The 26307-nt window shown below is 71.1% G+C and carries 24 protein-coding genes, 2 pseudogenes and 1 riboswitch; of the genes and pseudogenes, 9 read left to right on the top strand and 17 right to left on the bottom strand.

The window, feature by feature from the left end:
• The first annotated feature begins 228 nt into the window (after positions 1 to 228).
• Complete coding sequence (locus tag ACFWXC_RS28260) at positions 229 to 861, top strand: response regulator transcription factor (RefSeq protein WP_351692874.1); 633 nt, start codon at positions 229 to 231, stop codon at positions 859 to 861.
• Between the two features lie 19 nt (positions 862 to 880).
• Here ACFWXC_RS28260 and ACFWXC_RS28255 read toward each other — a convergent pair whose 3' ends face one another.
• The 4 genes from ACFWXC_RS28255 to ACFWXC_RS28240 all read right to left on the bottom strand — a co-directional run bounded on the left by ACFWXC_RS28255 (position 881) and on the right by ACFWXC_RS28240 (position 5045).
• Entirely contained in the window at positions 881 to 1696 is an 816-nt protein-coding gene (locus ACFWXC_RS28255) for a hypothetical protein (RefSeq protein ID WP_384483100.1), read from the bottom strand.
• Positions 1693 to 2235, bottom strand: coding sequence for a SigE family RNA polymerase sigma factor (locus ACFWXC_RS28250; protein WP_384483099.1), 543 nt, complete (start codon positions 2233 to 2235; stop codon positions 1693 to 1695). The genes ACFWXC_RS28255 and ACFWXC_RS28250 overlap by 4 nt, the downstream gene beginning before the upstream one ends.
• Before the next feature lie 51 nt (positions 2236 to 2286).
• The gene (locus tag ACFWXC_RS28245; RefSeq protein ID WP_384483098.1) at positions 2287 to 3714 is read right to left on the bottom strand and encodes an MFS transporter; all 1428 of its coding nucleotides are present in this window, start codon (positions 3712 to 3714) and stop codon (positions 2287 to 2289) included.
• Between the two features lie 110 nt (positions 3715 to 3824).
• On the bottom strand, positions 3825 to 5045 hold the full coding sequence (locus ACFWXC_RS28240; protein ID WP_384483097.1) for a lipid-transfer protein: 1221 nt from the start codon (positions 5043 to 5045) through the stop codon (positions 3825 to 3827).
• Positions 5046 to 5249: 204 nt separating this feature from the next.
• Here ACFWXC_RS28240 and ACFWXC_RS28235 point away from each other — a divergent pair, with 204 nt between their 5' ends.
• The 5 genes from ACFWXC_RS28235 (at position 5250) to ACFWXC_RS28215 (ending at position 10940) form a co-directional block, all read left to right on the top strand.
• A complete protein-coding gene (locus tag ACFWXC_RS28235; protein WP_384483096.1) occupies positions 5250 to 7001 on the top strand; it encodes an MFS transporter in 1752 nt (583 codons plus the stop codon).
• Positions 7002 to 7193: 192 nt separating this feature from the next.
• Positions 7194 to 7847: a class I SAM-dependent methyltransferase gene (locus ACFWXC_RS28230; RefSeq protein WP_384483095.1), complete on the top strand. Its 654-nt coding sequence runs from the start codon at positions 7194 to 7196 to the stop codon at positions 7845 to 7847.
• 22 nt (positions 7848 to 7869) lie between these two features.
• Positions 7870 to 8778, top strand: a complete 909-nt coding sequence (locus tag ACFWXC_RS28225; RefSeq protein WP_384483094.1) for an N-acetylmuramoyl-L-alanine amidase — start codon at positions 7870 to 7872, stop codon at positions 8776 to 8778.
• Between the two features lie 246 nt (positions 8779 to 9024).
• Positions 9025 to 9831 (top strand): hypothetical protein, encoded by an 807-nt coding sequence (locus ACFWXC_RS28220; protein WP_384483093.1) that lies wholly within the window; start codon positions 9025 to 9027, stop codon positions 9829 to 9831.
• 98 nt (positions 9832 to 9929) lie between these two features.
• Complete coding sequence (locus ACFWXC_RS28215; RefSeq protein WP_384483092.1) at positions 9930 to 10940, top strand: LLM class F420-dependent oxidoreductase; 1011 nt, start codon at positions 9930 to 9932, stop codon at positions 10938 to 10940.
• Between the two features lie 15 nt (positions 10941 to 10955).
• On the opposite strand, the gene ACFWXC_RS28210 is transcribed toward ACFWXC_RS28215, so the two are convergent.
• The 4 genes from ACFWXC_RS28210 to ACFWXC_RS28195 form a co-directional block, all read right to left on the bottom strand.
• Positions 10956 to 11735 (bottom strand): hypothetical protein, encoded by a 780-nt coding sequence (locus ACFWXC_RS28210; protein WP_384483091.1) that lies wholly within the window; start codon positions 11733 to 11735, stop codon positions 10956 to 10958.
• Entirely contained in the window at positions 11722 to 13299 is a 1578-nt protein-coding gene (locus ACFWXC_RS28205) for a substrate-binding domain-containing protein (RefSeq protein ID WP_384483090.1), read from the bottom strand. Before ACFWXC_RS28205 ends, ACFWXC_RS28210 begins: the two co-directional genes overlap by 14 nt.
• Positions 13296 to 14582 carry a hypothetical protein gene (locus ACFWXC_RS28200; protein WP_384483089.1) on the bottom strand — a complete coding sequence of 429 codons (1287 nt, stop codon included), beginning with the start codon at positions 14580 to 14582 and terminating at the stop codon, positions 13296 to 13298. Before ACFWXC_RS28200 ends, ACFWXC_RS28205 begins: the two co-directional genes overlap by 4 nt.
• A 153-nt stretch (positions 14583 to 14735) precedes the next feature.
• Positions 14736 to 15296, bottom strand: coding sequence for a hypothetical protein (locus ACFWXC_RS28195; RefSeq protein ID WP_384483088.1), 561 nt, complete (start codon positions 15294 to 15296; stop codon positions 14736 to 14738).
• Positions 15297 to 15432: 136 nt separating this feature from the next.
• Between ACFWXC_RS28195 and ACFWXC_RS28190 the strand changes: the two genes are divergently transcribed.
• Positions 15433 to 15720 (top strand): hypothetical protein, encoded by a 288-nt coding sequence (locus tag ACFWXC_RS28190; protein WP_384483087.1) that lies wholly within the window; start codon positions 15433 to 15435, stop codon positions 15718 to 15720.
• Between the two features lie 129 nt (positions 15721 to 15849).
• On the opposite strand, the gene ACFWXC_RS28185 is transcribed toward ACFWXC_RS28190, so the two are convergent.
• The 3 genes from ACFWXC_RS28185 to ACFWXC_RS28175 are packed head-to-tail and all read right to left on the bottom strand — an operon-like array spanning position 15850 to position 19156.
• Complete coding sequence (locus ACFWXC_RS28185) at positions 15850 to 16920, bottom strand: prenyltransferase/squalene oxidase repeat-containing protein (protein ID WP_384483086.1); 1071 nt, start codon at positions 16918 to 16920, stop codon at positions 15850 to 15852.
• Positions 16917 to 17699 (bottom strand): class I SAM-dependent methyltransferase, encoded by a 783-nt coding sequence (locus ACFWXC_RS28180; RefSeq protein ID WP_384483085.1) that lies wholly within the window; start codon positions 17697 to 17699, stop codon positions 16917 to 16919. The genes ACFWXC_RS28185 and ACFWXC_RS28180 overlap by 4 nt, the downstream gene beginning before the upstream one ends.
• Positions 17693 to 19156 carry a glycosyltransferase family 4 protein gene (locus tag ACFWXC_RS28175; RefSeq protein ID WP_384483084.1) on the bottom strand — a complete coding sequence of 488 codons (1464 nt, stop codon included), beginning with the start codon at positions 19154 to 19156 and terminating at the stop codon, positions 17693 to 17695. The genes ACFWXC_RS28180 and ACFWXC_RS28175 overlap by 7 nt, the downstream gene beginning before the upstream one ends.
• Positions 19157 to 19375: 219 nt before the next feature.
• Between ACFWXC_RS28175 and ACFWXC_RS28170 the strand changes: the two genes are divergently transcribed.
• Entirely contained in the window at positions 19376 to 20017 is a 642-nt protein-coding gene (locus ACFWXC_RS28170) for a TetR family transcriptional regulator (RefSeq protein WP_384483083.1), read from the top strand.
• 9 nt (positions 20018 to 20026) lie between these two features.
• A riboswitch (TPP riboswitch) is annotated at positions 20027 to 20208 on the bottom strand.
• A 125-nt stretch (positions 20209 to 20333) separates the two neighbouring features.
• Here ACFWXC_RS28170 and ACFWXC_RS28165 read toward each other — a convergent pair.
• Positions 20334 to 21197 (bottom strand): tol-pal system YbgF family protein, encoded by an 864-nt coding sequence (locus tag ACFWXC_RS28165; RefSeq protein ID WP_384483082.1) that lies wholly within the window; start codon positions 21195 to 21197, stop codon positions 20334 to 20336.
• A 147-nt stretch (positions 21198 to 21344) separates the two neighbouring features.
• Here ACFWXC_RS28165 and ACFWXC_RS28160 point away from each other — a divergent pair, with 147 nt between their 5' ends.
• Complete coding sequence (locus ACFWXC_RS28160) at positions 21345 to 21974, top strand: 1,4-alpha-glucan branching protein (RefSeq protein ID WP_384483081.1); 630 nt, start codon at positions 21345 to 21347, stop codon at positions 21972 to 21974.
• Between the two features lie 50 nt (positions 21975 to 22024).
• Here the strand turns inward: ACFWXC_RS28160 and ACFWXC_RS28155 are convergent, their stop codons facing one another.
• The 5 genes and pseudogenes from ACFWXC_RS28155 to ACFWXC_RS28135 all read right to left on the bottom strand — a co-directional run.
• Positions 22025 to 22258, bottom strand: a complete 234-nt coding sequence (locus tag ACFWXC_RS28155; RefSeq protein WP_351731702.1) for a ferredoxin — start codon at positions 22256 to 22258, stop codon at positions 22025 to 22027.
• Between the two features lie 6 nt (positions 22259 to 22264).
• Entirely contained in the window at positions 22265 to 23722 is a 1458-nt protein-coding gene (locus ACFWXC_RS28150; RefSeq protein WP_384483080.1) for an aldehyde dehydrogenase, read from the bottom strand.
• A gap of 119 nt (positions 23723 to 23841) precedes the next feature.
• A pseudogene (locus tag ACFWXC_RS28145) lies at positions 23842 to 24772 on the bottom strand (tyrosine-type recombinase/integrase); the annotation flags it as partial.
• A gap of 184 nt (positions 24773 to 24956) precedes the next feature.
• Positions 24957 to 25100, bottom strand: a pseudogene (locus tag ACFWXC_RS28140) (HAD family hydrolase); the annotation flags it as partial.
• A gap of 508 nt (positions 25101 to 25608) precedes the next feature.
• Positions 25609 to 26307, bottom strand: a 699-nt coding sequence (locus ACFWXC_RS28135) for a tetratricopeptide repeat protein (RefSeq protein WP_384483079.1), incomplete at its 5' end; no start/stop codon positions are given.

Raw genomic sequence — 26307 nt, 5'->3', positions numbered from 1 at the left:
CGTAGGGCGGTGCGGGTTCCTGGCCGGTATACCGAACGTCGTTCGACCGAAATACCGAACCTATTCAGCGGTCGACATACCGACCATTGACCGGGAATTCGGAGAATTGCAGAGGTGATTGTTTGAGCACGGTCAATCGCCGTCAAGCCCTGCGGCGCGGAACAAGGACCACTCTTTAATGACCGGGCCCGAGGCTAGGCTTGGGCTGTGTACGAGCCTGCGAACGAGATGCCCCGGGACCACCGGCCCGCCAAGTCGATCAGGGTGCTGCTCGCCGAGGACCAGGGCATGATGCGCGGGGCCCTCGCCTTACTGCTCGGGATGGAGCCGGACATCGAGGTCGTCGCCCAGGTCGCGACGGGTGACGCGATCGTGGACGCCGCGCTCGTCCACCGGCCCGATGTGGCCCTCCTCGACATCGAACTGCCGGGGATCAGCGGCCTGGACGCCGCGGCGGAGCTGCGCGCGCAGGCGCCCGACTGCCGGGTGCTGATCCTGACCACCTTCGGCCGGCCCGGCTATCTGCGCCGGGCCATGGAGGCCGGGGCGGCCGGCTTCCTCGTCAAGGACGGACCGGTCGAGGACCTGGCCCGGGCGATCCGGCAGGTGCTCACCGGGGAGACCGTGGTCGACCCGGCGCTCGCCGCGGCCGCGCTCAGCGCCGGGCCGAACCCGCTCACCGCCCGCGAGTGCGATGTGCTGAAGGCGTCGGTGGACGGCGCGACCGTCGCCGACGTCGCGGCGAAGCTGCACCTGTCGGAGTCGACGGTCCGCAACTACCTGTCCGCCGCGATCGGCAAGACCGGCACCCGCAACCGCACGGAGGCGGTACGGGAGGCCCGGCAGCAGGGGTGGCTGTGAGCGGGGCCCGCCGGTGCGGTCACCGCGTCACTCGCGCCTCCTTGTAGGCCGTGCCCTTCGGCGCCAGGCACACGAACCACTGGTCCGGAAAGCCCTCGGCCGAGCGGATGCCCTGCTGGACGTCACCGGTGCCGCCGTCGGCCGCGACCCGGTGGAGCCGGGTACTCGTACCGTCCTTCCAGAAACAGGTGACCTCCCGCGCCGTCTTGGCGACGTGACCGATGACGAGACGCTCGGGTCCGTCCGAGCCCGGCACCAGCCTGACCGCACCCAGTTCCAGATCCGTGCCCGCCAGGACGCCGCCCTTGGGGACCGAGTCCTCGATCACCCGCGCGCTCTTGCTCCCGTAACCGCGCACCGTGAAGTACATGGTCTTGCCGACCAGGTCGGAGACCTTGCGCACATCCGGGGGCGGCGTCTCCGCGTACTGGGCCATCGCCGCCCACTGGGTCTGCGCCTCCGTCCTGTCGCGCGGCGCGTCCCATACGTCGACGTAGACGTGCCACCGCTTGCCGTCCTCCGTCCCGCTCGCCAGCGTCGTCCGGTGCGGCCGGTACGGGGAGGTCTCGGACCGGGACGGCGACGGCTGCGTGGCCACCTGCCCGCCGCCCGTGCCCGGCAGCCCCGCCAGAGCGACCGCTCCCGTCGTCCCGGCGATCACCAGCGCCGCCCCCGCGACCACCGCCCAGCGCCGGGCCCTGCGCCGCCGACCGCCGCGCATCACCGCGTGCACAGGGGCTATACCGATCTCGACCTCGTCCGCGGCGTCCGCGAGGAGGAAGGCGATGTCCGACTCCGTCTGTGTCATGCCGTGGTTCTCCCGGTTCCCGCTCATCGGCCGTACCCTCCCTGCGTCACCATCTCGGCCAGTCCCGGTATGGCACGGAGTTTCGCGATCCCCTTGGCCGCGTTGCTCTTGACCGTGCCCACCGAGCAGCCCATCGCCTCCGCCGCCTGGGTCTCCGTCAGGTCCTCCCAGTAGCGCAGCACCACCGCCTCCCGCTGCCGCGCGGGCAGTTGGGCGAGCGCCTTGAGCAGGGCGCTGCGGTCGTCGGCCTGGGCGATCCGGTCCCCCGTGTCGGGCACCTCGCGCACCAGGCCCGAGTCGTCCTTCGGCGCGAGGAACTCCTTGAGTTTCCTTCTGTGCCTGCGTGCGTGCGCGTTCATCATCACGCGCCGTACGTACGCCTCCGGATCATCGGCCGAACCGACCTTCCGCCAGGCCACGAAGACCCGCTCGAGCGTCGACTGGACCAGGTCCTCGGCGGCGTGCTGCTCCCCCGTGAGGAGATATGCCGTACGCATCAGCCGCGGCCAGCGGCCGGTCATGAAGCTCTGGAACTCCTCGTTCCGAGCGTTCTCCCGTTCCCCCATGGGCACCTCCTAGATGTAAAGAGGAGTCCACGAGCCGCCCGGACCGTTGCCTCATCCAGCGGACGTCGGCGAAATTCTTCCCGGCAGCCACAGCAGCATCAGCACCGCCCCCGCCAGCAGCACCCCGGTGCTGGCGCGGAAGGCCAGCGCGTACCCCTCGGTCAGGGCCGCGGCCCCGCCGCCCGTACCGGTCCGGGCCGCCGCGACCGTCGACATCACCGCGAGTCCCAGCGAACCGCCCATCGTGCGCGAGGTGTTGACGAGCCCCGAGAGCAGCCCGGCCTCCGCCGGCGCCGCCCCGGAGGTGGCCAGCGCGGCCAGCGGGGTCGCGGCCAGGCCCGCGCCGAGCATCATCAGGATCCCGGGGAACATGATCGCCGTCAGGTAGGCGCCGTGCGGGCCCATGGTCGACTGCCAGCCGAACCCGGTCGCCGCGACCAGCGTGCCCGTCACCGCCACCGGCCGCGTGCCCGCCCGCCGCATCAGCCGGGGCGCCAGCTTGGAGCCGACGAGCACCGCGACCGAGCTGGGCACCAGGGCGAGGCCCGCCTCCAGCGGGGAGTAGCCGAGGACGTTCTGGGCGTAGAGCGTCATGAAGTACCACATGCAGAACATGGCCGACCCGGACACCAGCATGGCCGCGTTGGCCGACGCCACCGTCCGCCGCCCCAGCAGGCCGAGCGGCATCAGCGGGGCCGCCGTACGCGCCTCGACGGCCAGGAACAGCCCGAGCAGGGCGAGCCCGGCGATCAGCGGTACCAGGGTGGCCGCCGCCGTCCACCCCTTGGCCTCGGTCTGCGAGACCCCGTACGCCAGGGTCGCCAGGCCCGCCGTCACCAGCAGCGCGCCGGGCAGGTCGAGCCGCCGTCCGTCCCCGGCCCGGCTCTCCGTCAGCCACAGCACGGACCCGGCGAGGACCAGCGCGCCCACCGGCACGTTGATCAGCAGCACCCAGCGCCAGGACAGCACGTCCACCAGCACCCCGCCGACCAGCCCGCCGGCCGCGCCGCCGCCGGCCCCGACCGCCGTCCAGGTGGCGATCGCCCGCGCCCGGGCCGGGCCCTCCGGCACGGCGGCCGTGAGCAGGGTCAGCGTCGCGGGCGCAAGGACCGCCGCACCCAGCCCCTGCACGGCCCGGGCCAGCAGCAACTGCCAGCCGTCCTGGGCGAGGCCGCCGCCGAGCGAGGCCAGCGTGAACAGACCGAGCCCGACCAGGAACATCCGCTTGCGGCCGTACAGGTCACCGGCCCGCCCGCCGAGCAGCATGAACCCGGCGAAGGCGATGGCGTACGCGTTCACCACCCACTGCAGGCCCGACGCGCTCAGCCCCAGGTCCGCGCGCATCGACGGCAGCGCCACGTTCACCACGGACACGTCGAGCACGACCAGGAACTGCCCGGCACACGCCAGCGCCACCACCAGCCAGGTGGGGGGCGCGGTACGGCGGGATATTCGTGAGGTGTCCGCGGCTTCGAGCATGACCGTCATGCTCTCAAGCCGGTTACGGTCCTTGCATCGGCTTTTCGGCCCACCTGGCCCTCGGTCGTACGGCCTACACCGCCCCGCGCCGGGCCTTCTCAGCCGTAGGCCTACACCGTCCTCCGGAGCATGGTCACCACCGCGGCCCCGCCCAGCCCGATGTTGTGCGCGAGCCCCACCCGCGCGCCCGGTACCTGCCGCTCCCCCGCCGTGCCCCGCAGCTGCCAGACCAGTTCGGCGGTCTGCGCGAGGCCGGTCGCACCGAGCGGGTGCCCCTTGGAGATGAGCCCTCCGGAGGGGTTCACCACCCAGCGCCCGCCGTACGTCGTCGCCCCGGACTCGACGAGCTTGCCCGACTCGCCCACCGGGCACATGCCGAGCGCCTCGTACGTCAGCAGTTCGTTGACGGAGAAGCAGTCGTGCAGTTCCACGACGTCGACGTCCTCGATGCCGAGTCCTGAACGGTCGTAAACCTGGCGGGCCGCCGCCCGTGACATCGGCTGCCCGACGACGTCGATGCACGAGCCCGACGCGAAGGACTCCTCGGTGTCCGTCGTCATCGCCTGCGCGACGATCTCGACGAGGCCGGTGAGCCCGCGCCGCTCGGCGAACCGTTCCGAGACGACCACGGCCGCCGCCGCGCCGTCGGAGGTGGGCGAGCACTGGAGTTTGGTGAGCGGGCGGTGGACGGTGCGGGCGGCGAGGATGCCGGCGACGTCGTACACGTCCTGGAACTGGGCGTACGGATTGTGCGCGGAGTGCCGGTGGTTCTTGGCGGCCACGGCGGCGAACTGCGCCTCGGTGGTGCCGTACCGCTCCATGTGCTCGCGGGCCGCGTCGCCGAAGATCTGCGCGGTGGGCGGCGTCATCTCGAAGCCGTGCCGGGCGGTCATGATCCCGTAGTGCCGGGCGACGGGTGACGTCGAGAAGTCGTCACTGTCCGCCCCGCCCCCCAGCGCTCCCCTCTTCATCTTCTCGAAGCCGAGGGCCAGGACGCAGTCGGCCGCGCCGCCCTCGACGAGCTGACGGGCCAGCATCAGGGCGGTGGCGCCGGTGGCGCAGTTGTTGTTGACGTTGTAGACGGGGACGCCGGTGAGACCCAGTTCATAGACAGCGCGCTGACCGGCGGTGGAGGGCTGGAAACAGTAGCCGACAGGAACCTGTTCCACATCGCCGTACGAGATCCCCGCGTCCGCGAGCGCGGACCCGCCCGCTTCCCGGACCATGTCCCAGTACTGCCAGTCACGGGTCTCGGGCTTCTCGAACCTGGTCATTCCGACCCCGGCGACATACGCCTTCACGACACTCGCGGCATTCATGGCGGCACTCATGGCGCGTGAGACTAGAACACGTTCCATAAATTGACCAGAGCCTGACAGCGGATCAGAAACCCATGGGACGGTCAAGAATTCGTTAGGAGCTCGAAGCAACGGAATAGTTGCCTGTGCATACGAGGTTTACCCACCACTTATCCGATGCCGGATCCGACTCTTCGCGCACTTCCCGTCACTCTCTTGGCCCGGAGGCCTCACTCCATGACGCACACGACCGACCAGCCCGCCCGGGGCGCCAGCGGGGCCGTGGTCCCGGTGCTCGCCTTCGCGGGCATCGTGGTCGCGGTGATGCAGACCCTGCTCGTTCCGGTCATCAAGGACCTGCCGCAGCTGCTGGGCACCGAGCCCAGCAACGCCACCTGGGTCCTGACCTCGACGCTCCTGTCCGGCGCCGTGGCCACTCCGATCATGGGCCGCCTCGGCGACCTGTACGGCAAGCGGCGGATGCTGATATTCAGCCTCTCCGTGATGGTCGTGGGCGCGCTGGTCAGCGCACTCACCAGCGAACTGCTCACGATGATCGTCGGCCGTACCCTCCAGGGCTTCGCCATGGGCGCGATCCCCCTGGGCATCGGTCTGATGCGCGACATGCTGCCGCGCGAGAAGCTCGCCTCGGCGATGGCCCTGATGAGCTCCTCGATCGGCGTCGGCGGCGGTCTCGCGCTGCCCGCCGCGGCCCTGGTCGCGCAGCACGCCGACTGGCACGCCCTGTTCTACGGCGCCGCCGGCCTGGGCGTCATAGCCATCGTCCTCACCCTCTTCGCCGTACCGGAGTCCCCGGCGCGCGCCGCGGGCACGTTCGACGTCCTGGGCGCGATCGGTCTCTCCGTCGGCCTGGTCCTCTTCCTCCTCCCGATCACCAAGGGCAGCGACTGGGGCTGGACCTCCGGCACCACGCTCGGCCTCTTCGCCGCCGCCGCCGTCGTCCTCCTCCTGTGGGGCGTGATGGAGCTGCGGGTCAAGGCCCCGCTCGTCGACCTGCGCACCACGGCCCGCCCGGCGGTGCTCTTCACCAACCTCGCCTCGATCATGGTCGGCGTCAGCTTCTACGTCGTCTCGCTGGTCCTGCCGCAGCTGCTCCAGCTCCCGAAGGCCACCGGCTACGGCCTCGGCCAGTCGATGGTCACCGCCGGTCTGCTGGTCGCCCCGCTGGGCCTGACGATGATGTTCACGGCCCCCGTCTACGCCCGGCTGTCCGCCAAGTACGGCCCCAAGACCACCCTGATCCTCGGCATGCTGATCATCGGCATCGGCTACGGCGCGGGCCTCGGCCTGATGAGCGCGGCCTGGCAGAGCCTGGTCATCGCGGTGGTGCTGGGCGCCGGCATCGGCCTCGCGTACTCGTCCCTGCCGGCCCTGATCGTCGGCGCGGTGCCGGCGTCGGAGACGGGCGCGGCGAACGGTCTCAACACGCTGATGCGGTCCATCGGTACGTCCGTGTCCAGCGCCGTCATCGGCATGGTGCTGGCCAACACGGCGAACAACGTGGGCGGCGTCGCCATCCCGACCATGCACGGCTTCCGGGTCTCCTTCCTGATCGCGACGGGTGCGGTGGCCGTGGGCCTGGTCCTCGCCCTGCTGCTGCCGAAGCGGAGCACGCCGGCGGCGGAGGCCGCGCAGCACACGCAGTTGCGGGCGAGCAGCGACGAGGAGGCGGTGCTGGCCGACGCCGAGGAGGTGCTGCGGGGCTTCCGTGGGCGCGTGCTGGACGCCGCGGGCGTTCCGGTGGCCCGCGCCAAGGTCACGCTGATCGACCGGCGGGGGCGGCAGGCGGGCGCCACGCTGTCCGGTGACGACGGTACGTATGCACTGACGGTGCCGACCGAGGGGGCGTATGTGCTGGCCGCGAAGGCGGCGGGGCACGGACCGTTGGCCTCTTCGGCTTCGCATGCGGGGGATGAGCGGGCCGTTGACCTGGATCTTTCGTTGCCGGTAGCGACTGTTACGGCTTAACGGGCGCGTTGTCGGCTGCGGGTGCGTGGGGGCTGGTCGCGCCCACCCGGCGGAGCCGCACATTGATACAGCCCCGCGCCCCTTCAGGGGCGCTGCCCCTGAGGACGCATCATTCGTACCCCCTGTCGAACAATCGGCAGGGGGTACGACAGCATGGGGCGCCGAGACCGTCGTACGACCGAAAGGACCCCCATGGCCGTGGCCGCACCCCAGCCCGAGACTCTGGCCGCGCTCGAGAAGGCCAAGGGGTTCATGCCCGTGCACGAGGGGCTGGCGCTGTACGCGGCCGCTGTCGAAGCCGGGGCACTCGGCCTCCCGCTCCTGGAGGTCGGGACGTACTGCGGGCGCTCCACGCTTCTCCTCGCCGACGCGGCGCGCGCCACCGGGGTCACCGCTGTCACCGTCGACCACCACCGGGGCAGCGAGGAGCAGCAGCCGGGCTGGGACTACCACGACCCGGAGACGGTCGACCCGGAGCTCGGGCTGATGGACACGCTGCCGACGTTCCGGCGCACCCTGCACCGGGCCGGGCTGGAAGAGCACGTCGTCGCCGTCGTCGGCCGTTCCCCGCAGATCGCCGCGTTCTGGAACTCGCCCCTCGGGTTCGTCTTCATCGACGGCGGCCACACCGACGAGCACGCCACCGCCGACTACGAGGGCTGGGCCCCCCATGTGGCCCAAGGCGGGCTCCTGCTGATCCACGACGTCTTCCCGGACCCGAAGGACGAGTTCACCGGCCAGGCCCCTTACCGCGTCTACCTCCGCGCCCTGGAGTCGGGCGCGTTCACGGAGGTCTCGGCGCACGACTCGCTGCGTGTCCTGCGGCGAACGCGGGCGGGGATCTGAGGGCGCGGTTAGAGTCGCAGACGTGTCGTACACAGGCCCGGAATTCGATCCCCCGCAGCAGCGGCGCTCCCGGCGGGCGCCCATGACCGTCGCTCTCGCCGCGCTCGTGCCCGGTGCGCTGCTCGGATGGGTGGTGTTCGAGGGAGTGGGAAAGCCCGGCGGAAATGGTGGCGGGGATGCGGACGCGGCGACGCCCAGGTCGGCGTCCGTGTCGCCCGGCGATGACGCCAAGGTGCCCAGTCCCAGTGCGGCTCTTCCGCTGAAGGGCAAGGTCGTCGTCATCGACCCGGGGCACAACCCGGGGAACTTCCAGCACACGTCCGAGATCAACCAGAAGGTGGATATCGGGACGAACTGGAAGGAGTGCGACACGACGGGGACCGCCACCAACGCCGGTTACTCGGAGGCACGGTTCACGCTCGACGTCGCGCACCGGCTGCGGACGCTGCTGGAGGAGCAGGGCGCCACGGTGAAACTGACCCGTGACGGGGACCAGCCCGTCTGGGGACCGTGCGTGGACCAGCGGGCGAAGATCGGGAACGACGCGCACGCCGACGCGGCCATCTCCATCCACGCCGACGGGGCGCCCGAGGGCGACCGCGGCTTCCACGTCATCCTGCCCGCGTCCGTACACTCCGGCAGCGCCGACACCCGCCCGATCGTCGGCCCCTCGCGCACCCTCGGCGAGCACATCGAGAGCGACTTCGCGAAGGCGACCGGTAGCTCCCCGTCCAACTACGTCGGCAACGGCACCGGTCTCGACGTACGCAAGGATCTCGGCGGCCTCAATCTGTCGACGGTTCCCAAGGTGTTCATCGAGTGCGGCAACATGCGCGACAGCAAGGACGCGGCACTGGTGACCAGCGGGGCCTGGCGGCAGAAGGCGGCGCAGGGCATCTCGGACGGCATCGCGGACTTCCTCGGCAAGTAGAGGACCGCCGCGCGATCCCGCGCCTGCCGGGTGAGCGGGAAGTTCCCACCGCGGCCCGGCTGTGCGGTTCCGGGAGTCACCGGGCCTTGGGTAACGGAATCGTGAGTTTCCTGCGCGGAGTAGACATCGGCGGGCAGGACCGGGCGGACAGCCTGATCGGCCGGACGATAGTGTCCTTCCTACCTACCGTGAGAGGCCACGTGCGACGCCTCCTCCGCCGACGAGACGACCTGCGAAGGACCTGAAGTGAATATCCGCTCCCTCACTAGAGGCGACGGCGTGCTGATCGGAGCAGCGGTGTTGCTCTTCATCGCGTCGTTCCTCAACACGTTCGACAAGTCCGGCCCGAACGCCTGGGACAACCTCGGCCTGGTGATGAGCATGTACGTCGGCGGGATCGCCGGCGTGGTCCTGATCGTCCTCGCCCGCGCGCTGCCGCAGCCGCTGAAGTTCGTCGGTCTCGACCTGGGCCAGATCGGCGTCGGGCTCACCGTGTTCGCCCTGTGGACCGCGCTGTGGTCGACCATCGACCCGCTGGGCGCGTTCGACGACCTCAACACCGTTGACATCGGCGCCGGTTCCGGTCTGATCCTCGGTCTGCTCGCGACGCTGGTCGCGGCCGCGGCCGCGATCGCCACCCCGCTGGTCCCGGCCCTCCAGGCGGCCCTGGTCCCGGCCCCCAAGCCGCCGGCCCCGCAGCCCTACGGCGCCCAGCCCCCCGGCGGCTACGGCTACCCCGGTGCCGCCGCCCCGCAGCCCGGCCAGCCGTACGGCGCCCAGCCGCAGGCCGGTCAGCCGTTCGGCCAGCAGCAGCCCCCGGCCGCCGCGCACCAGCAGCCGGCCACCCCGGCACCCGACTTCTCGCCGTTCTGGTTCGCCGTCCCGGTGGCCCGGCCGCTGTTCGCGGAGGACGGCTCGCCCGCGCCGATCGCCGAACTGGCCCCCGGCACCTGGTACTTGGCCGTCGAGCAGCGCGGCGGCGCCCTGGTGGCACAGACGCAGGACGGCCGCCGTGGCGTGCTGCAGGACACCTCCGGGATCCAGCGCGGCTGATCCGCCGAAGACCGCCTACGGCCCCTCGCCCTTCCGGGCGGGGGGCCGTTGTCGTACAGTCGTCCATCGATCGTCTGACGAATCGTCAGGAGGCTTGCATGCGGCTCGGGTTGGCGCTCGGATACTGGGGGCGGGGGCCCTCCCCGGACCATGTGCCGCTGGCGCGGGAGGCGGAGCGGCTCGGATACCACTCGGTGTGGACGGCGGAGTCCTGGGGCTCGGACGCCTTCACCCCGCTCACCTGGATCGCCGCGCAGACGACAACCATCAAGCTGGGTACGGCCGTTGCCCAGATGGCGGCCCGCTCGCCGACCACCACCGCGATGCACGCGCTGACCCTGGACCACCTGTCGGGAGGCCGGGTGATGCTGGGGCTCGGCCTGTCCGGGCCGCAGGTCGTGGAGGGCTGGTACGGCCGCCCGTTCCCGACGTCGCCGCTGACCGCGACCAGGGAGTACGTGGACGTCGTACGGCAGGTGCTGCGGCGGGAGGGGCCGGTCGAGTCGGCGGGGCGGTTCCACTCCCATCCGTACCGGGGTCCTGACGCCACCGGTCTGGGCAAGCCGCTGAAGCCGATCACCCATCCGCTCCGGCCCGATCTGCCGGTCCTGCTCGGCGCCGAGGGGCCGAAGAACGTCGCCCAGACGGTCCGGATCGCCGACGGCTGGCTGCCGCTGTACTGGGCGCCGAGCCGCCCCGAGGTGTACGGACCCGCGGTGGCCGACCTGCCGGAGGGCTTCCTGGTCGCCCCCATGGCCCAGGTGAAGGTCTGCGACGACGTGGCCGCCGGACTGCTGCCCGTGAAGGCCATGCTCGGCTTCTACATCGGCGGGATGGGGCACGCGGCCCGCAACTTCCACGCCGACCTGATGGCGCGCATGGGGTACGAGGAGGAGGCGCGGCGGATCCAGGAGCTGTTCCTGTCCGGGCGGCGCGAGGAGGCCGTGCTGGCGGTGCCGGACGCGTTCGCCGACGAGATCTCGCTGGTCGGCCCACGCGAACGCATCGCCGAGCGGCTGGAGTCGTGGCGCAAGGGCCCGGTGACCGATCTGCTGGCCCTGGCGCCCGACCCGCACACCCTGCGGGTGCTCGCGGAGCTCAACTCCTAGCGGGGCCACGGCGGTTCATCGGAAGACGGCGAGCGGGTCCAGGGTCAGCTCCCGGGCCCGGCGGTTCCAGCTGCGTACCTTGCCCAGGCAGCGGGCCTGGAACTCGACGCCGTCGGAGTACTCCTCGTCCTGGAACTCCTCGCGGACCTCGGAGACCGAGCAGGTCATCCTGACGTGGGCGGGCTCGTCGGGGGCGGCCCCGTAGCCGGCCCGCAGCACCAGGGTGCTGTCACCCAGCCGGCTGGCGGTGAAGCGGCCGGTGACCCAGACGAACTCCGACATGACGTCGCTCAGCACGACCCGCTCGCTGCGCCGCTCGCGCAGCCGCTCGCCGAGCGCCCGGTTGGGCACGAGCCGGCCGGTGAGCAGGTCGGCGTCCACGACCACGTCCTCCTTGCGCATGGTGTCCATGAGCAGCCGTATCACCGTGATCGGGGTGTTCTGCCTGACGTAGGTCGTGACGCGCTCCCGGGTGATGTCCTGCGTCGCTCCCCCGTCGCCGAAGCCCAGCCGGCCCTTGAGCCCGAACCCGGTGGTGACGTTGGTGCGGTCGGCGACCTCCTGCTCCAGGGCCGCCGCGAAGCCGCCGCTCTGGAAGAGGTCCATCACCCGCTGCTCGTGGAGGTAGAAGCACATGCCGTGGACGGTGCGTCCGCCGCCGCGGCCGGCCCGCCGGCGGACGAACGCCGTCACGCCGTACCCGGCGAGGACCAGCCACGCCAGTACCGTCAGCGCCCACAGGAGGGCCCACGGCCATCCCCACGCGCCCCACCACTCGCTGTCAATGGCACCCACGGATCTCCTTGAACGCCTCGGAGAGGGAGGAGAGTCCGGCGTCGACCATACGGCCCCCGGTGGCCGCGGCGGCCCGTTTCAGGGCGCCGGCGTCGGCCTCTCCGAACTGGACGGTGAACGTCGGCACCGCCCGCGCCGCGCTGCCGAGCGCGTCGTACCGGCGCAGGAACTCACCGTAGGACAGGCCCGAGTTGCTCTCGCCGTCGGTCATCAGGACGATCGCCACCGGCCGTTCGGGCTTTTCGCGCACGGCGTCGGCGGCGATCCGGTAGCCGCGGTCGAGCGCCGACCACACGGCGGTGGCGTCGTCGAAGCCGCCGTCGGCGACCACCCGGTCGAGGGCGCGCAGATCACCGTCGCCCCGGACGGTCACCGTGCGTTCCTGGAGGACATGCCCGCCGAACCGGACGACGGTGAGCCGCTCCCCCCGGTAGAAGCGGGTGAACTTGCCGCTGCGGGACGGGTCGGCACCGCTCAGGCCGGCGAACGCGGCGCGCAGGCCGGCGATCCGCTCGCCGCGCATCGAGGTGGAGAAGTCCAGCACGAACACCACCTGGTCACCGGTGACCCCGTAGTCGTCGACCAGTTGCTCGACGACGGCGAGCCGGTCGGGGAAGGACAGGGCGTTGCCGACGGAGGTGCGCAGGGCCGGGGCCGGGGTGACGTCCTGGTTGACCGGCCGCCGGTACGTCGTCTCCATCAGCTTCTGCTGCGCGTCGGCGCCGAGCAGCCAGTCGACGGCCCTGCGGTACGCCTCCCGCCGGGCGGGGTCGAGCAGCAGCAGCGGGAAGTCGGACAGCACCATGCCGTCGTCGGGGTGGACGATCTCCAGCGGTTCGCGCAGTTTCCCCGTGGCGTTCAGGGAGAGCAGTTCGGACTCGTGGGCGATCAGCGCGTCGGCCCGGTCCTGGTGGGCCGGGTAGCCGGCGAGCAGGTCGCGGGAGCTGGCGCCGGTCAGGGTCTGGCCGGCGCGGAAGCCGCGCAGCCGGTCGCAGGAGACATCCTGGGCCCGCAGCGCGCTGCCGGTGCCGGCCGCCGCCGTGGCCACCCCGACCAGGGCGGCCCGCCCGGTGTCGCTGCGCCGCGGGTCGGCCATCCCGAACCGTACGGTGCCCCGGGCGGCCGCGTCCGCGATGTCCGCCCAGGTCAGCCGCCCGCCGGGGACGCTCTTGCGCAGCCGCTCGGCGACCGAGGGGGCGAGGCCGACCACGACCGGTGAGCGCATGATGGGCGTCGACTCGGGCCGGGCCGCACTCTTCCCGGACTCCTGCAACCGCAGCAGGAACGAGCGGTCCGAGACCGGCCAGGCGAGGTCGTACGACGGCTTCCCGGACGCGGCCGGCTGCCCGGCGAGGTCGGCGGTGGCCTCGTACGACATGTCCAGGCGAACCCCGGTGTCCTCCGCCAGCTCGTCCAACAGCGGTTCCATGTCGGCGAGTTCGGGGCTGGCGAGGACGCGCAGGGTGACCTGGTCGGCGTGGCCGCCGCCGCACGAGGTGGTGAGGGCGGCGAGCAGCAACAGGGCCAGGCAGGCGGTGCGGACCACCCGGACGGGCCGGCTCATTCGTCGTCCTGGGCCGGCGGCGGGCAGTTGCCCACGTAGGTGATGATGTCCTCCAGGACGTCCAGGGCGGGCTCGTAGACCTTGGTCTCGTCGGTGTTCTGCCGGGGCACCTGGATGCCGTGGTCGCGCAGATAGGCGTTGAGCCGCTCGCTGGTGCCGTCCTCGCCGCTGAACCGCACCCGGAAGCCCAGTTCGACGGCGCGGTCGCGCAGTTCGGGGTCGTTCTGCATCAGGTCGGTGAGCTTGTCGCCCTTGGCGCTGAGGGAGATCAGCTGGGGTTCGGTGAGGGCGTAGGGGGTGGGGTAGAGCAGGACGCGTTCGGTGTCCTGGCGGTGGTGCTTGTCGTGGTACTCGATCTGGTGGGCCAGATACTGGTGCTCGTAGATCACCGAGACCGGTGCGATGCTCTCGCCGAGGTCGGAGAAGTAGCTGTCGGCCTGTTCGTCGGCCCACATGCCCTGGAGGTCGATCAGCGGCTTGATCTTCTCGGCGAGCCGGTGCACGGCGTCGGAGGCGAGCCGCGGGTCGTTGCTGTCCGCGGTGCCGGGGGTGGTGTTCCCGTTGGCGACGAAGGCCAGGATGCTCAGGTAGGTGCCGGCCGAGTTGGACTCGCAGACGCTGGAGGTGCGCACCAGGACCCGGCCGCTGTTGCTGCGGCCGCTGACCGCGCGGAGGCCGATGCCGTTCCAGGTGTCGGCCGTGCGGCCGGTGCCGTCCCCGGGGTTCTTCCTGTCGTCCCTGCCGTCGAGCAGGCCCGTGAAGCGGCGCATGTCGAGGTCGTAGTAGAGGGTGTGGGCCGCGTCCGAGCCGGGCTGGGGGCTGGCCACCCCGGCCTTCACCAGGGTCTCGGCGTAGTCCCGGAAGGTGGCGAGGACCAGCGGGGTGACGAAGGGGCGCGCGGACTTCGCGCTCATGCCGTGCTGCCGGTCGAGGATCATCTTCGCGGCGGGCTGGCCGGACGGGAAGACCACGTCCATGCCCTTGAGGGACTGGGTGGCGATGCCCCGGGAGCCGAGGCGGTGGATGTCCACCCGGATGCCGTGCCTGAGCAGCAGCCGCCGGACCTCGGCGTCCTTGAAGAAGTCCGACTTGGAGGCCATCTTGGCCTCGACGGTGACGATGCCCTGGTAGGGCCGGGGCGCGTCCACGGGCAGCAGCAGCGAGAGCGGGCCGGCGAGGGCCAGCGGAAGGGCGAGCAGGACGCGGCGGGGGAAATGGCGCCGGGGTCTTCGGCCGAGGCCGAGCCGGGGCTCGTCGGCGGTGACGGGTCTGGAGTCGGACACCTGCACTCCTGCCTCTCCGGGGGCAGGATCATCGGGGACCGTCTCGAACAGTCTCCGCCGGAAGCGTCAACTCCGGCCGAACACCGGGCGAACGAGCCGAACAGCGGGCGCAGGACACCCGGACACTCCGGCGCCGTTCCCGAACCACGTTTCTCAGTGGGTGAGTTGAGACGCCGAAGGCACCTGGTTGGTGACCGGGGCGCCGGCGCTCTTCCCCGCGTCCTTCACGTTGTTGATGATGTCGTTGAACGAACTGGCCGCGTTCCCGTCGCCCTTGCGGAGCTTGGACGGCAGATCCTTCAGCGCGTCGATGCCGGACGAGAGCGGGGCGACGGCCTTGGACAGCAGGGGATCGCCCTGGGCGTTCCGCAGGGCGGCCTTGAGCCGGTTGTAGGCGAAGGTGCCCGCCAGACCGGCCTTGATCAGGGCGAAGGTGCGGCCGTGGGCGCCCTTCTTGAACTTGCCGGCCTTCCAGGGTTTCACGATCCACTGGTAGGTCGCGCCGGCCGCGAGTGACGCGTTCGCGATGAACCGGGTCTTCGCGAACTTCTGTTTCTCGGCGGACGTACTCGGACTGGGCGTGTCGGCCACGGGTACCGCGGCCATGCCGGTGTCGGTGGACTTGCTCTGAGTGCTGCTGCATGCGGTCACGCCGGCGACGAGTGCGCAGCAGAGGGTCAGCGCGACGACCAGGCGCCGTATCGGTACGGGCACGGGGTCCTCCCGTGTGTCTCGATGTCCTCCCCGAGCGGTTGCTTCCTCCGGCAGCCTCACCCAGATGGCGGCGCCGCGCCACTCGGGGAGAACGCGGTTCAGGTTTCAAGGACCGTTCAGCGGCAAGCCGCAGGGTATGTCCTCTGAAAGCGGTGCCAATCAGGCCGGTAGGGTCGTCGCGATCGTCGCCGACGTCATGGCCCTCATCCTGGGCCTCTGGATCCTGATGTACCTGTTGGACGCGAACCGGGCGAACAGCCTGGTCCAGTTCGTCCACAACGCAGCCGACTGGCTGGCCGGCTGGTCACACGACCTGTTCACCTTCGACAAGGCATGGGCGCGAGTGGTGGCCGGTTACGGCCTGGCCGCGGTGGTCTACCTGTTCGTGGGCCACGCGATCGCAAACCGGATGCACCGCCACTGAAGCAGCCCCGGTCAGGAAAAGCGCCCCCGTAAGGGGCGCTGGGGGTACCCCCGGCCGAAGGCTGGGGGAGGAACTGCGCGAACAACCACGACGGCGCCGCACCCGCCGCAGCACAGAACCCCCGCCCCCTCAGGCGCAGCAATCCACCTCAAGCCCAGCAGGAAGCTCCCCGCCCCCGAACACCGCACACGTCGCGTCATGCCCCCCGAGCGCGGCCACGGCGAGCAGCAGCGACCCCGCCGTCCACGTGGTCAGCTCCCGCGGCCAGATCGCATCGTCCTCGAAGACGTATCCGGTCCAGTACAGCCCCGACTCCGCGTCCCGCAGATGCTGGATGGACTGCAGGATCTCCAACGCGCGGTCGGACTCGCCCACCGCCCACAGCGCGAGGGCGAGTTCGGCCGACTCCCCGCCCGTCACCCAGGGATTGGGGACGACACACCGCACCCCGAACCCGGGTACGACGAACCGCTCCCAGTCCTTCTCGATCCGCGCACCCGCCTCCGCACCCGTCAACGCCCCGCCCAGCACCGGGTAGTACCAGTCCATCGAGTACCGGTCCTTGTCCAGGAACCGCTCCGGGTGGCGCCGTATCGCGTGCCGCAGCGCGCCCACCGCCAACTCCCAGTCCGGCTGCGGCTCTTCCCGCTGCTCGGCGATGGCGAGCGCGCAGCGCAGCGCGTGGTGGACCGACGAACTCCCGGTCAGCAGCGCGTCGTCGGTGGCAGTCCCGTCGTCCTCGCGGCGCCAGCCGATCTCGCCGCCGGGCTGCTGCAACCGCAGTACCCACTCGACGGCCGCGTAGACGACGGGCCACATCCGGTCGAGGAAGGTGTCGTCGCCGGTGGAGAGGTAGTGGTGCCAGACGCCCACGGCGATGTAGGCGACGAAGTTGGACTCGCGGGCGCGGTCGGTGACGTCGTCGTACGCGCCGTCGGCGTAGGCCGCGTACCAGGAGCCGTCCTCGTTCTGGTGCTCGGCGAGCCAGGTGTAGGCCCGGTCGGCGGCGGTGTGCTCCCCTGCCGCGTCCAGCGCCATCGCGGCCTCGGTGTGGTCCCAGGGGTCGAGGTGGTGCCCCCGGAACCACGGGATCGCGCCGTCCTCCCGCTGTACGGCGAGGATGCCACGGACGGTCGCGGCAGCCTGCCCGGCGGTGAGGACCCCGGGCAGGACGAGGTGTTCTGTCCGGGGGGTGGTCACTTGGCGGCCACCTCGGTGTCCGCGGGGGCGTCGGTCCCGGCCTCGGGCCCGGCATCGGTCCGGGGCAGGTGCGGCTTGGTGGCGTAGACGACGAAGCTCTTGCCCATGACCGGGTTGAGCGCCTGCTCGGCGACGCGCGTGGCCAGCGGCTTCTTCATGATGTCCCAGACGAGCAGCTTGTGGTACGCCCGTACCGGCAGCGCCTTGTCGTTGTCGACGCCGAACGCGCACTTCAGCCACCAGTACGGCGAGTGCAGCGCGTGCGCGTGGTGGCTGCCGTACGGCCGCAGACCGGCTCCCTTGATCTTCCCGACCAGCTCGTCGGCCTTGTAGATGCGGATGTGCCCGCCCTCGACCTCGTGATAGGCGTCGGAGAGGGTCCAGCAGACCTTCTCGGGGCCGTAGCGCGGCACGGTGACGGCTATCCGCCCGCCGGGCCTGAGCACGCGCACCATCTCGGCGAGCACGCCCTTGTCGTCGGGGATGTGCTCCATGACCTCGGAGATGATGACGACGTCGAAGGACTCGTCGGGGAAGGGGAGCGCCAGCGCGTCGCCCTCCATGGCGGTGGCGGTCGCGCCGGCCGGGGCCTCGCCGGCCTCCGCCATCGCCGCGAACCACTTGGCGACCTCGCGGATCTCCTCGCCGTTCTGGTCGAGGGCCACGACCTGGGCGCCGCGCCGGTAACACTCGAAGGCGTGGCGGCCGGCCCCGCAGCCGAGGTCCAGGACGCGGTCGCCCGGGGCGAGCGGGAACCGGGAGAAGTCGACGGTCAGCACGTAGCCCTGCCTTCGGAATTGACAACCTCTGAAGAGACAAAGTCCGGGGAGACGGCCTCTGGGGCCTCCGGCACCTCCGACCCCACGGGGCGGTGGACGGCCGTGGCCGCCGGGCGGGCAGCCGCCGCGGTCGCCGGGCGCGTCCCGGTGCGGTGCGGTGCGGTGGCGATCGCCTCGCGGTACCGGGCCACCGTGCCCTCCGCGGCGCGCGCCCAGGTGAAGTGCCGCAGCACCCGCTCACGGCCGGCCCGGCCCAGCCGTACCCGCAGCTCAGGGTCGCCGAGGAGGCGGCTCAGGCCGGCGGCCAGCGCGTCGGCGTCGCCCGGCGGCACGGCCAGGCAGGTCTCCCCGTCCCGTCCGGCGACCTCGGGAATCGCGCCGCCCGTCGTGGCGAGCAGCGGGGTGCCGGTCGCCATGGCCTCGGCGGCGGGCAGTGAGAAGCCCTCGTAGAGCGAGGGCACGCAGGCGACCTCGGCCGAACGGACCAGGTCGACGAGTTCGGCGTCGGAGATGCCCTTCACGAACTCGACGGCGCCGTCGAGGCCGTACCGCTCCATGGCCTGCGCGACGGGCCCCTCGGCGGGCCGCTTGCCGACGACGACGAGGTGGGCGGCGGGGTGCTCGGTCCGTACCTTGGCGAGGGCCTCGACCAGGAAGACCAGCCCCTTCAGGGGTACGTCCGCGCTGGAGGTGGTGACGATCCGGCCGGGCACCTGCGGTACCGCGGGATTCGGCGCGAAGAGGTCGGTGTCGGCGCCGATGTGGACGACGTGCACGCGGTCCTCGCGTACGCCGAGATGGTCGACGATCTCCTGGCGGGAGGTGCCGGAGACGGTGAGCACGGAGGGCAGCCGACGGGCGACCCGCTTCTGCATCCGGGTGAAGGCGTACCAGCGCCGTACCGAGTACCGCCGCTTCCACCCCTCGGCCGCGTCCAGCTCCAACTGCCGGTCGACGGTGATGGGGTGGTGGATGGTGGTGACGAGGGGCGCGCCGACGTCCCCCAACAGGCCGTATCCCAGCGTCTGGTTGTCGTGGACGACGTCGAACTCCCCGGCGCGGGCGCGCAGATGGCGACGGGCGCGGAGCGAGAAGGTCAGCGGTTCGGGGAAGCCGCCGGTCCACATGGTGGCCACTTCGAGCGCGTCGACCCAGTCCCGGTACTCGTCCCGCCCGGGCGTGCGGAAGGGGTCCGGGGAGCGGTACAGATCGAGGCTGGGCAGCTCGGTGAGGCCGAGCGCGGGGTAGCCCTCGTCGAGGACGGGGTACGGCTGCGAGCCGATCACCTCGACGCGGTGCCCGAGACGGGCCAGCTCGCGGGAGAGGTGCCGTACGTAGACGCCCTGGCCGCCGCAGAACGGGTTCCCTTTATAGGTGAGGAGCGCGATGTCGAGCGGTCGCTCGCCGTCGGCGGCAGGTTCCTGGTCGGCACCCGCCCGCCTGGCCTCAGCGGTCACTCTGGGCCCCCTTCTCACTGCTATTTCCCGCGAGGTTACGCCGGGACGCTAATCTAGAACAAGTTTCAGACTTGATCGTTCAAGAAGCTCTGAATCTACCGGCAGGTAGGGGCGGAGTGAGCAGTGGATCAGGTGATTCGCGCCACGACGCGACCCCTGCCATGCTGTCTGATCACTCGCCCTGAGCACTGCCCTCACCGACTGTCACGGACGGGACCCATGCCTGCGGAAGCCAAGGTGGACATCGGCGCCAGATCGGCCACCCCGCCGCTCACCGAGCGGCAGGAGGCCCGGCGCCGCCGGATCCTGCACGCGAGCGCCCAGCTGGCCAGCCGGGGCGGTTTCGACGCGGTGCAGATGCGTGAGGTGGCCGAGTCCTCCCAGGTGGCGCTGGGCACGCTCTACCGGTACTTCCCGTCCAAGATCCATCTGCTGGTCGCGACCATGCAGGACCAGCTGGAGCACATGCACGGCACGCTGCGCAAGAAGCCTCCGGCGGGCGAGACGGCGTCCGAGCGGGTCGCCGAGACCCTGATGCGGGCCTTCCGGGCACTCCAGCGCGAGCCGCACCTGGCCGACGCGATGGTGCGGGCCCTGACCTTCGCCGACCGCAGCGTCTCCCCCGAGGTGGACCAGGTCTCCCGGCAGACGACGGCGATCATCCTGGACGCGATGGGCCTGACCGACCCGACCCCCGCCCAGCTCTCCGCCGTCCGCGTCATCGAGCACACCTGGCACTCGGCCCTGATCACCTGGCTCTCGGGCCGCGCCTCCATCGCCCAGGTGAAGATCGACATCGAGACGGTGTGCCGGCTGATCGACCTGACGGAGCCGGGCGGGAAGCCACAGGACAAGCCGTAGGGCACACGAAGACCTACGAGACGGGTTCCCTTCGCCGGCATGGTCCGGATCAGGTACTGGGGGTCGCCGTCCGGCCCAACTGCTGCCTTCCGACCTCTCAGCCCGACCGTCGACGTCGGCACTGGCGGATGCTGATGCATCTGCGTCACGCCTGAGTCGGCTACGCCGCTCGGACTCCCTCACTCGCCTCGTAGGCTGATACCAGCATAGAACGCACGAAGGGGAATAGAACACCCCAATGGTGGATTTTTTCTACTTTTCCTGATACGGCGCATACGCGAGCGTTTCCGGGTCGCCGGCCCAGCCCTCCGGGTCGCTACCCCACCGTCTCCAGCCCGCTCCAGCTCCGCCCGATCGCGGTCTCCCCCGCCCAGCGCTCCAGCAGCATCCGGGCCTCTTCCTCCGGGGCCGCCAGGGACACCCGCTGGGCCCCCGCGTGGACCTTGCGCGACTGTTCGTGGGTGCCCTCGCTGCAACAGGAGCAGAGCATCTCCAGGCTGCTCGCGGGTTCCGCGCCGAAGTCGTGCTCGACGAAGAGGGCGATCAGCGCGTCCAGGTCGGCGGCCTCGCCCGCGGTCACCGTCACCTCCAGGGTCGGCAGCTCGGACGCCCGGAGCAGGAGCAGCTCGTCGAAGACGGGGAACTCGCGGCCGTCGACCACCCGGCGCCCCGTGGGCTCGCCGTCGTGCACGACGACCTCCCCGAACCGCCGCCCCGCCGTCACCGGCACGTTCATCACCCTCCCCCGCGTGGGGCACAACCGGTCGATCCACACGACCTCCCGCTCGCCGCCGGTGTCCAGCCGCATGCAGGCCGCTCCGAACCGCCCGTCGATCTCCCCCTCCCCCGCCGGGAGTTCGATGCCGAAGCCGGCCCAGGCGGCCCGGGCGGTGGCCCAGTCGCCCTGGATGGTGGCCGCGATGCCGAGGTTCCAGAACGCCGGGTCGCCCTCACCGCGCGGAGCACGGGCGGCGGCCTCGCGGCCCAGCGCGCAGGCCTTGGCCCAGTTGCGCAGGAACTTGTGGGCGAGCGCCGCGTCGTACCACCACACCGCGCTCCGCTCCTCGTCCGGGAACCGCGCGAGAACCCGCTCGAAGAGCCCCGCGGCGGTCAGCCACTCCTCGGCCTCCCAGGCCTCGTAGGCCTCGCTGATCAGGCCCTCGGCCTCGGACTTGCGCACGTTCCCCACCCTGATCGGCCCGCCGGACGGCAGGAGCGTATCCCAGACCACCGACAGCCCCCGCCAGGCCGACGCCGGGCCGGCGGATCGGTCGGCGGGGTGAAAAGTCTCTGGCGGGACCCCGCGCCTGATCGGAGAATCTCCCCCATGGCACTCATCCACCACACCACCCTCAAGCCCACCAAGGTCGAACTCCTGGCCGGCTGGCTCCCCACCCGTCCCTGGTACCACGGCCCCGCCGCACCGGAGTTGGTGAAGGCCGGCGGGTTCCGGCTCGACGACCCGGAGGGCGAGGTGGGGATCGAGTTCATGGTCGTCACCGAGGGCACGGACGCGTATCTCGTACCGCTCACCTATCGCGCCGCCCCGCTCGACGGCGCCGAGCACGCGCTCGTCGGCACCATGGAGCACGGCGTGCTCGGTACCCGCTGGGCCTACGACGGCTGCCACGACCCCGTGCTGACGGCCGAGTTGGGCGCCCTGATCGAGGGGCGTGCCGCGGCGCAGGCACAGAGCCTCACCGACACCCCGGACCGGGAGGTCGCCCGCGGATACACCGGAGCAGGCCCGCTCCCCGGCCTCGGCGCCCCCGTCGACACCGACGAGAGCACCGAGTTCGCCCTTTCGGACGACGGCGGCCTGCACCTGCGGCTGCGGCGCGTGCTGACCCCCGGCTCGCTGCCGCCCGCCGACGCGGCCGGGCATGTCACCGGAGCCTGGCAGCAGCCGGACGGCACGCGCACCAGGGCGCTGTTCGCCGCCCTTCAGCCTCGCTAGTCCTCGGGCGGAAGCCAGGTCTCGGGCGGGAGCCGGCCCTCGGTCGGAAGCTACTCCTCGGGCGGGAAGACGGGTTCCCCGCTGCCCAGCAGGGTGATCGTGATCGCCTCCACCGGGCAGTTCTCGGCCGCATCGAGGATCCGGCCGTTGGCGTCCGTCTCCGGGTCCACGGGATGCGACTGCATGGCGGAGTCGAGGCGGAAGGCCCCGGTGGCGCGGTTGACGCACTGGGCCGAGCCGATACAGATCGAACGGTCGACCTCGACGTGCCAGCGGTCACCCATGACCTCTCACGCCTCCCAGCCGGCCGGGAGGTGGATCATCTTGTGTTCGAGGAACTCGCTGTACCCCTCGGGCCCGAACTCCCGCCCCAGACCGGAGTTCTTGTAGCCGCCGAACGGCCCGAGCATGTCCAGGCTGAAGGTGTTGACGGAGTAGGTGCCGGTACGGACCTGACGCGCGACCTCGATGCCGTGCTCCACGTCCGCCGTCCACACGCTTCCGCTCAGCCCGTAGTCCGAGTCGTTCGCGATCTTCAGGGCCTCGGACTCGTCGCCGTAGGGGAGGAGGCAGATCACCGGGCCGAAGATCTCCTCCCTGGCGATCCGCATGGAGTTGTCGACGTCGCCGAAGAGGGTCGGCTCGACGTACCAGCCCTTCTCCAGGCCCGCCGGACGGCCGCCGCCCGTGAGGATCTTCGCGCCTTCCTCCTGGCCGATGCGGATGTAGTCCAGATTCCGTTGCTGCTGGCGGCGGGCGACGAGGGGGCCCACCTGAGTGGCCGGGTCCAGCGGGTCGCCGACCTTCAGGGCGCTCGCCGCGGCCGCGAGGGCGTCGGCGAACTCGTCGTAGCGGGAGCGCGGGACGAGAATGCGGGTCTGCGCGACGCACGCCTGGCCGTTGTTCATCCAGGCCGCGGGGACGATCCCGGCGACGGAGGTGGCCACGTCCGCGTCCGGCAGCACGACCGCGGCCGACTTGCCGCCCAGCTCCAGCGTCACGCGGGTGAGGTTCCGTGCGGCGACCTCCATCACCCGCTTGCCGGCCGCGACCGAGCCGGTGAAGGAGACCTTGTCGACGCCCGGGTGCGCGACCAGGTACTCACTGACCTCGCGGTCCGCCGGGAGGATGGACAGGACGCCGTCCGGCAGCCCGGCCTCCTTGGTGATCTCACCGAGTATGTAGGCGTCCAGCGGCGACTCCGGGGACGGCTTGAGCACCACCGTGCAGCCGGTGAGCAGCGCGGGGGCGAGCTTGGCGGCGGCCACGAACTGCGGCACGTTCCAGGGCACGACGGCCGCCACGACCCCGACGGGCTCCCGGCGCACCAGGATCTTCCCCAGCACCCCGTCGCGCGTCTCCTCGTACGTGAAGTCGCGTGCGACCTTGATCGCCGAGTCCCACACCATCATCGCGCCGAGCGCCTGCGCGAGCACGCTCCACGAGTACGGCGAACCGTTCTCGGAGGAGATCACCCGCGCGATCTCCTCGTGCCGCACGGCGATCGCGTCCTTGATCCGGGTGACGACCTCGACCCGCTCCGCAAGGCTCATCCGCGGCCAGGGCCCCTCGTCGAAGGCGCGCCGCGCGACCCCGACCGCCCGGTCCACGTCCTCCCGCGAGGCATGCGGCACCCGCCCGAACACCTCCTCGGTGTGCGGCGAGACCACCTCGATGACGTCCTTGCCCAGAGGGTCGGTCAACTCCCCGCCGATGAAAAGCTGCCCATGTTCCAGGAACTCGGTCATGGCGCCCCGCCACCCTTCCTGACGATGTTTCAGAACTGATACCAGTTCTAGTTAAACTAAGCCAGGGCAGAGACCAAATAGGCCCCCACCAGCGGTTTCGCCGCCGGTGGGGAATGCCGTCAAGCCGCCTGGGCCGTCTGTGGGCCGTCATCGCCCCCACGGGCCGCCCGGTTCATGCCGTCAACCGCCTTCCGGGTGCGGCTCTCACTGCTCGGCATGAGGTGCGTGTAGACCCGCAGCGTGAACCCCGGGTCGGTGTGCCCCAGGTACCGGCTCAGTGCCTTGATGTTCTCGCCGGCATCGAGCAGCACGGACGCGTAGAAGTGCCTGAGCGCGTGCATGCCGTCCTCACGGGACTCTGCGAACCGCTCCCCCTGCTCGGGTTCCGGGAGCACTCCAGCTGCCACCAGAGCGGGGGCTTCCAGGCGTTCACGTTGAAGTTGCTGCGCAGAACGGCGCCGCCGTCGGGAGCGGTGAACAGAAGCTTCTTCGTCACGGAGGCCCCGCCGGGAACCAGCCAGGGCAAGGTGACGTCCACGGGCGGGAATTGCTTCGTGTGGGCCGCGAGCGCCCGCCCGACCGTTTCCGGCAGCGGCACGTCTCGCTCTTTCCCGCGCTTCGGGGGCGCGAATACAGGGTGTCCGTTGATGAGCTTCACCTGATAGGCGCCGTGCAACCACCCTTTGAGGAGCTGACTTCGTCAACCGGGAGGCCGAAGATCTCCCCTTGCCGCAGACCGCAACCGCCGCCCGCGTCCACCATGGCGCGGTACGACTCGGGGATCGCCGCACGCACGGCGAACACCCGCTCAGACGTCCAGGGCCGTACCCGGCTCGGTACTACGGCCGGCAGCTTGACCGAGACAGCGCGGCACGGGTTCTTGCTCAAGAGTCCGTCGTCCACGGCGGCCGTGAAGACAGTGGACACGTTGGAGATGATGACGCGCCGATAGGACGCGGCCAGCCCCTTGTCCTGCAACTCGCGAAACCACACACGGATGTGTTCCGGCTGGAACGACGCGAGCGGACGGGAGCCGATGTGCGGGTAGGCCGGGCTCACGGAGGCCGTCGGTCCATGTACGGCCATGAGTCACCCATGCCGTGAAGCCCCGCCGCGCGCGCCCTCCTATGTCCGTCTCAGCGTTGTCCCGAACCATCCGCCCTCCGGCGCTGAGCCGGACGCCGCACAGTGCGGCGACAGCCTCGAAGTACTCGTACGCCGGTTTCCTGGCTCCGATCTCTTCCGAGACACAGATGCCGTCGAAGTACGACGCAAGCCCAGTCACGGCTAGCTTGGCCCGTTGGATGTCCCCTGCCCCGTTCGTCGCGATGCCGAGCGTCCACCCCACACCACGCAGCGCTTCGAGTCCTTCCCTCACCCCTGGGAGGCAGCGCACCGACCGCGCGATGCCGTCAACGTAGTCGCGCCACAGGGCGCCCGGGTCGTCGCCGAGCCCGAGCGCTTCTCGCAGATGGACGAAGTCCGCTGGTTAGGCCCGCTCTCGGAGCCGTTCGCAGACGACGGACTCCGAGCCCCCGGCAGTAGCCGCGACCGCGCGAAGTCACGGGCCCACTCCTCCAGGCCCCCGCGCCGATCGACCAGGGTGTCGTCGAGGTCGAAGAGCGCCAGCACACAGCGACGCTACGCGATCGGTGTGGAGCGGCTGAGTGAGCTGTCCCACAGGATCAAGGGCGGTCTCAGTTGTGGTCTCGGTCCGGGGGCCCGTGGGCCATGTGTGGGTCAGGCGGCACCTTGCGGCAGCAGGAATAGCCCACGACCCGGGCATTCGTACTGCACGCTTGACGCTCTTGAAAGCCGTCGAACCATCCAGCAGCCTCTGCGAATAGACCGTAAAGCTCGGGGACGGCCGTGGATCCCGCCAGTCTTCAGACGCGGGGCGTCTGTTCCGCCTTCTTCCGCCACTGGGCGAGATTACTGCGGGTGTTCAGGGTGTGGGGGTGGTCCTCGCCCAGTACCCGGATCTGGTCGGTCAGTAGCTGCTCGAACGCGGCTGCGGCACCAGCCGCATCGCCCGCCTTCCCCCGCCACCGCGCGAGGTTACTGCGGGTGTTCAGGGTGTGGGGGTGGTCCTCGCCCTGCAACCGGATCAGGCCGGGCAGCAGCTGCTCGAACGCGGCTGCGGCACCAGCCGCATCGCCCGCCTCCCCCCGCCAGTAGGCGAGGCTGCGGCGGATGGTCAGGGTGTGTGGGTGGTCCTCGCCCTGCACCCGGATCTGGTCGGTCAGTAGCTGCTCGAACGCGGCTGCGGCACCGGCCGCATCGCCCGCCTTCCCCCGCCAGTAGGCGAGGTTGTGGCGGATGGTCAGGGTGTGTGGGTGGTCCTCGCCCTGCACCCGGATCTGGTCGGTCAGTAGCTGCTCGAACGCGGCTGCGGCACCGGCCGCATCGCCCGCCTTCCCGCGCCAGTGGGCGATGTTGTGGCGGGTGGCCAGGGTGCGGGGGTGGTCCTCGCCCAGCACCCGCAGCCGGTCGTTCAGTAGCTGCTCGAACGCGGCTGCGGCACCGGCCGCATCGTCCGCCTCCCCCCGATACCGGGCGAGGTTACTGCGGGCGATCAGGGTGTG

This window comes from Streptomyces sp. NPDC058683 (assembly GCF_042716195.1).
Lineage (GTDB): Bacteria > Actinomycetota > Actinomycetes > Streptomycetales > Streptomycetaceae > Streptomyces.
Note: the sequence above shows the minus strand (reverse complement) of the source record. Positions and strands in the feature narration are given on the sequence as shown.

Excerpts from the sequence above, each read along its gene's own strand:
- ACFWXC_RS28155 (WP_351731702.1), bottom strand. The coding sequence starts at position 22,258 with ATGGGTGACCGCTGGCACGTCGAGGTCGACCGTTCGATCTGTATCGGC.
- ACFWXC_RS28150 (WP_384483080.1), bottom strand. The coding sequence starts at position 23,722 with ATGACCGAGTTCCTGGAACATGGGCAGCTTTTCATCGGCGGGGAGTTG.
- ACFWXC_RS28260 (WP_351692874.1), top strand. The coding sequence starts at position 229 with ATGCCCCGGGACCACCGGCCCGCCAAGTCGATCAGGGTGCTGCTCGCC.
- ACFWXC_RS28170 (WP_384483083.1), top strand. The coding sequence starts at position 19,376 with ATGCCTGCGGAAGCCAAGGTGGACATCGGCGCCAGATCGGCCACCCCG.
- ACFWXC_RS28240 (WP_384483097.1), bottom strand. The coding sequence starts at position 5,045 with ATGAGTGCCGCCATGAATGCCGCGAGTGTCGTGAAGGCGTATGTCGCC.
- ACFWXC_RS28190 (WP_384483087.1), top strand. The coding sequence starts at position 15,433 with ATGTCCTCTGAAAGCGGTGCCAATCAGGCCGGTAGGGTCGTCGCGATC.
- ACFWXC_RS28255 (WP_384483100.1), bottom strand. The coding sequence starts at position 1,696 with ATGAGCGGGAACCGGGAGAACCACGGCATGACACAGACGGAGTCGGAC.
- ACFWXC_RS28245 (WP_384483098.1), bottom strand. The coding sequence starts at position 3,714 with ATGCTCGAAGCCGCGGACACCTCACGAATATCCCGCCGTACCGCGCCC.
- ACFWXC_RS28250 (WP_384483099.1), bottom strand. The coding sequence starts at position 2,235 with ATGGGGGAACGGGAGAACGCTCGGAACGAGGAGTTCCAGAGCTTCATG.
- ACFWXC_RS28235 (WP_384483096.1), top strand. The coding sequence starts at position 5,250 with ATGACGCACACGACCGACCAGCCCGCCCGGGGCGCCAGCGGGGCCGTG.
- ACFWXC_RS28205 (WP_384483090.1), bottom strand. The coding sequence starts at position 13,299 with ATGAGCCGGCCCGTCCGGGTGGTCCGCACCGCCTGCCTGGCCCTGTTG.
- ACFWXC_RS28160 (WP_384483081.1), top strand. The coding sequence starts at position 21,345 with ATGGCACTCATCCACCACACCACCCTCAAGCCCACCAAGGTCGAACTC.
- ACFWXC_RS28230 (WP_384483095.1), top strand. The coding sequence starts at position 7,194 with ATGGCCGTGGCCGCACCCCAGCCCGAGACTCTGGCCGCGCTCGAGAAG.
- ACFWXC_RS28215 (WP_384483092.1), top strand. The coding sequence starts at position 9,930 with ATGCGGCTCGGGTTGGCGCTCGGATACTGGGGGCGGGGGCCCTCCCCG.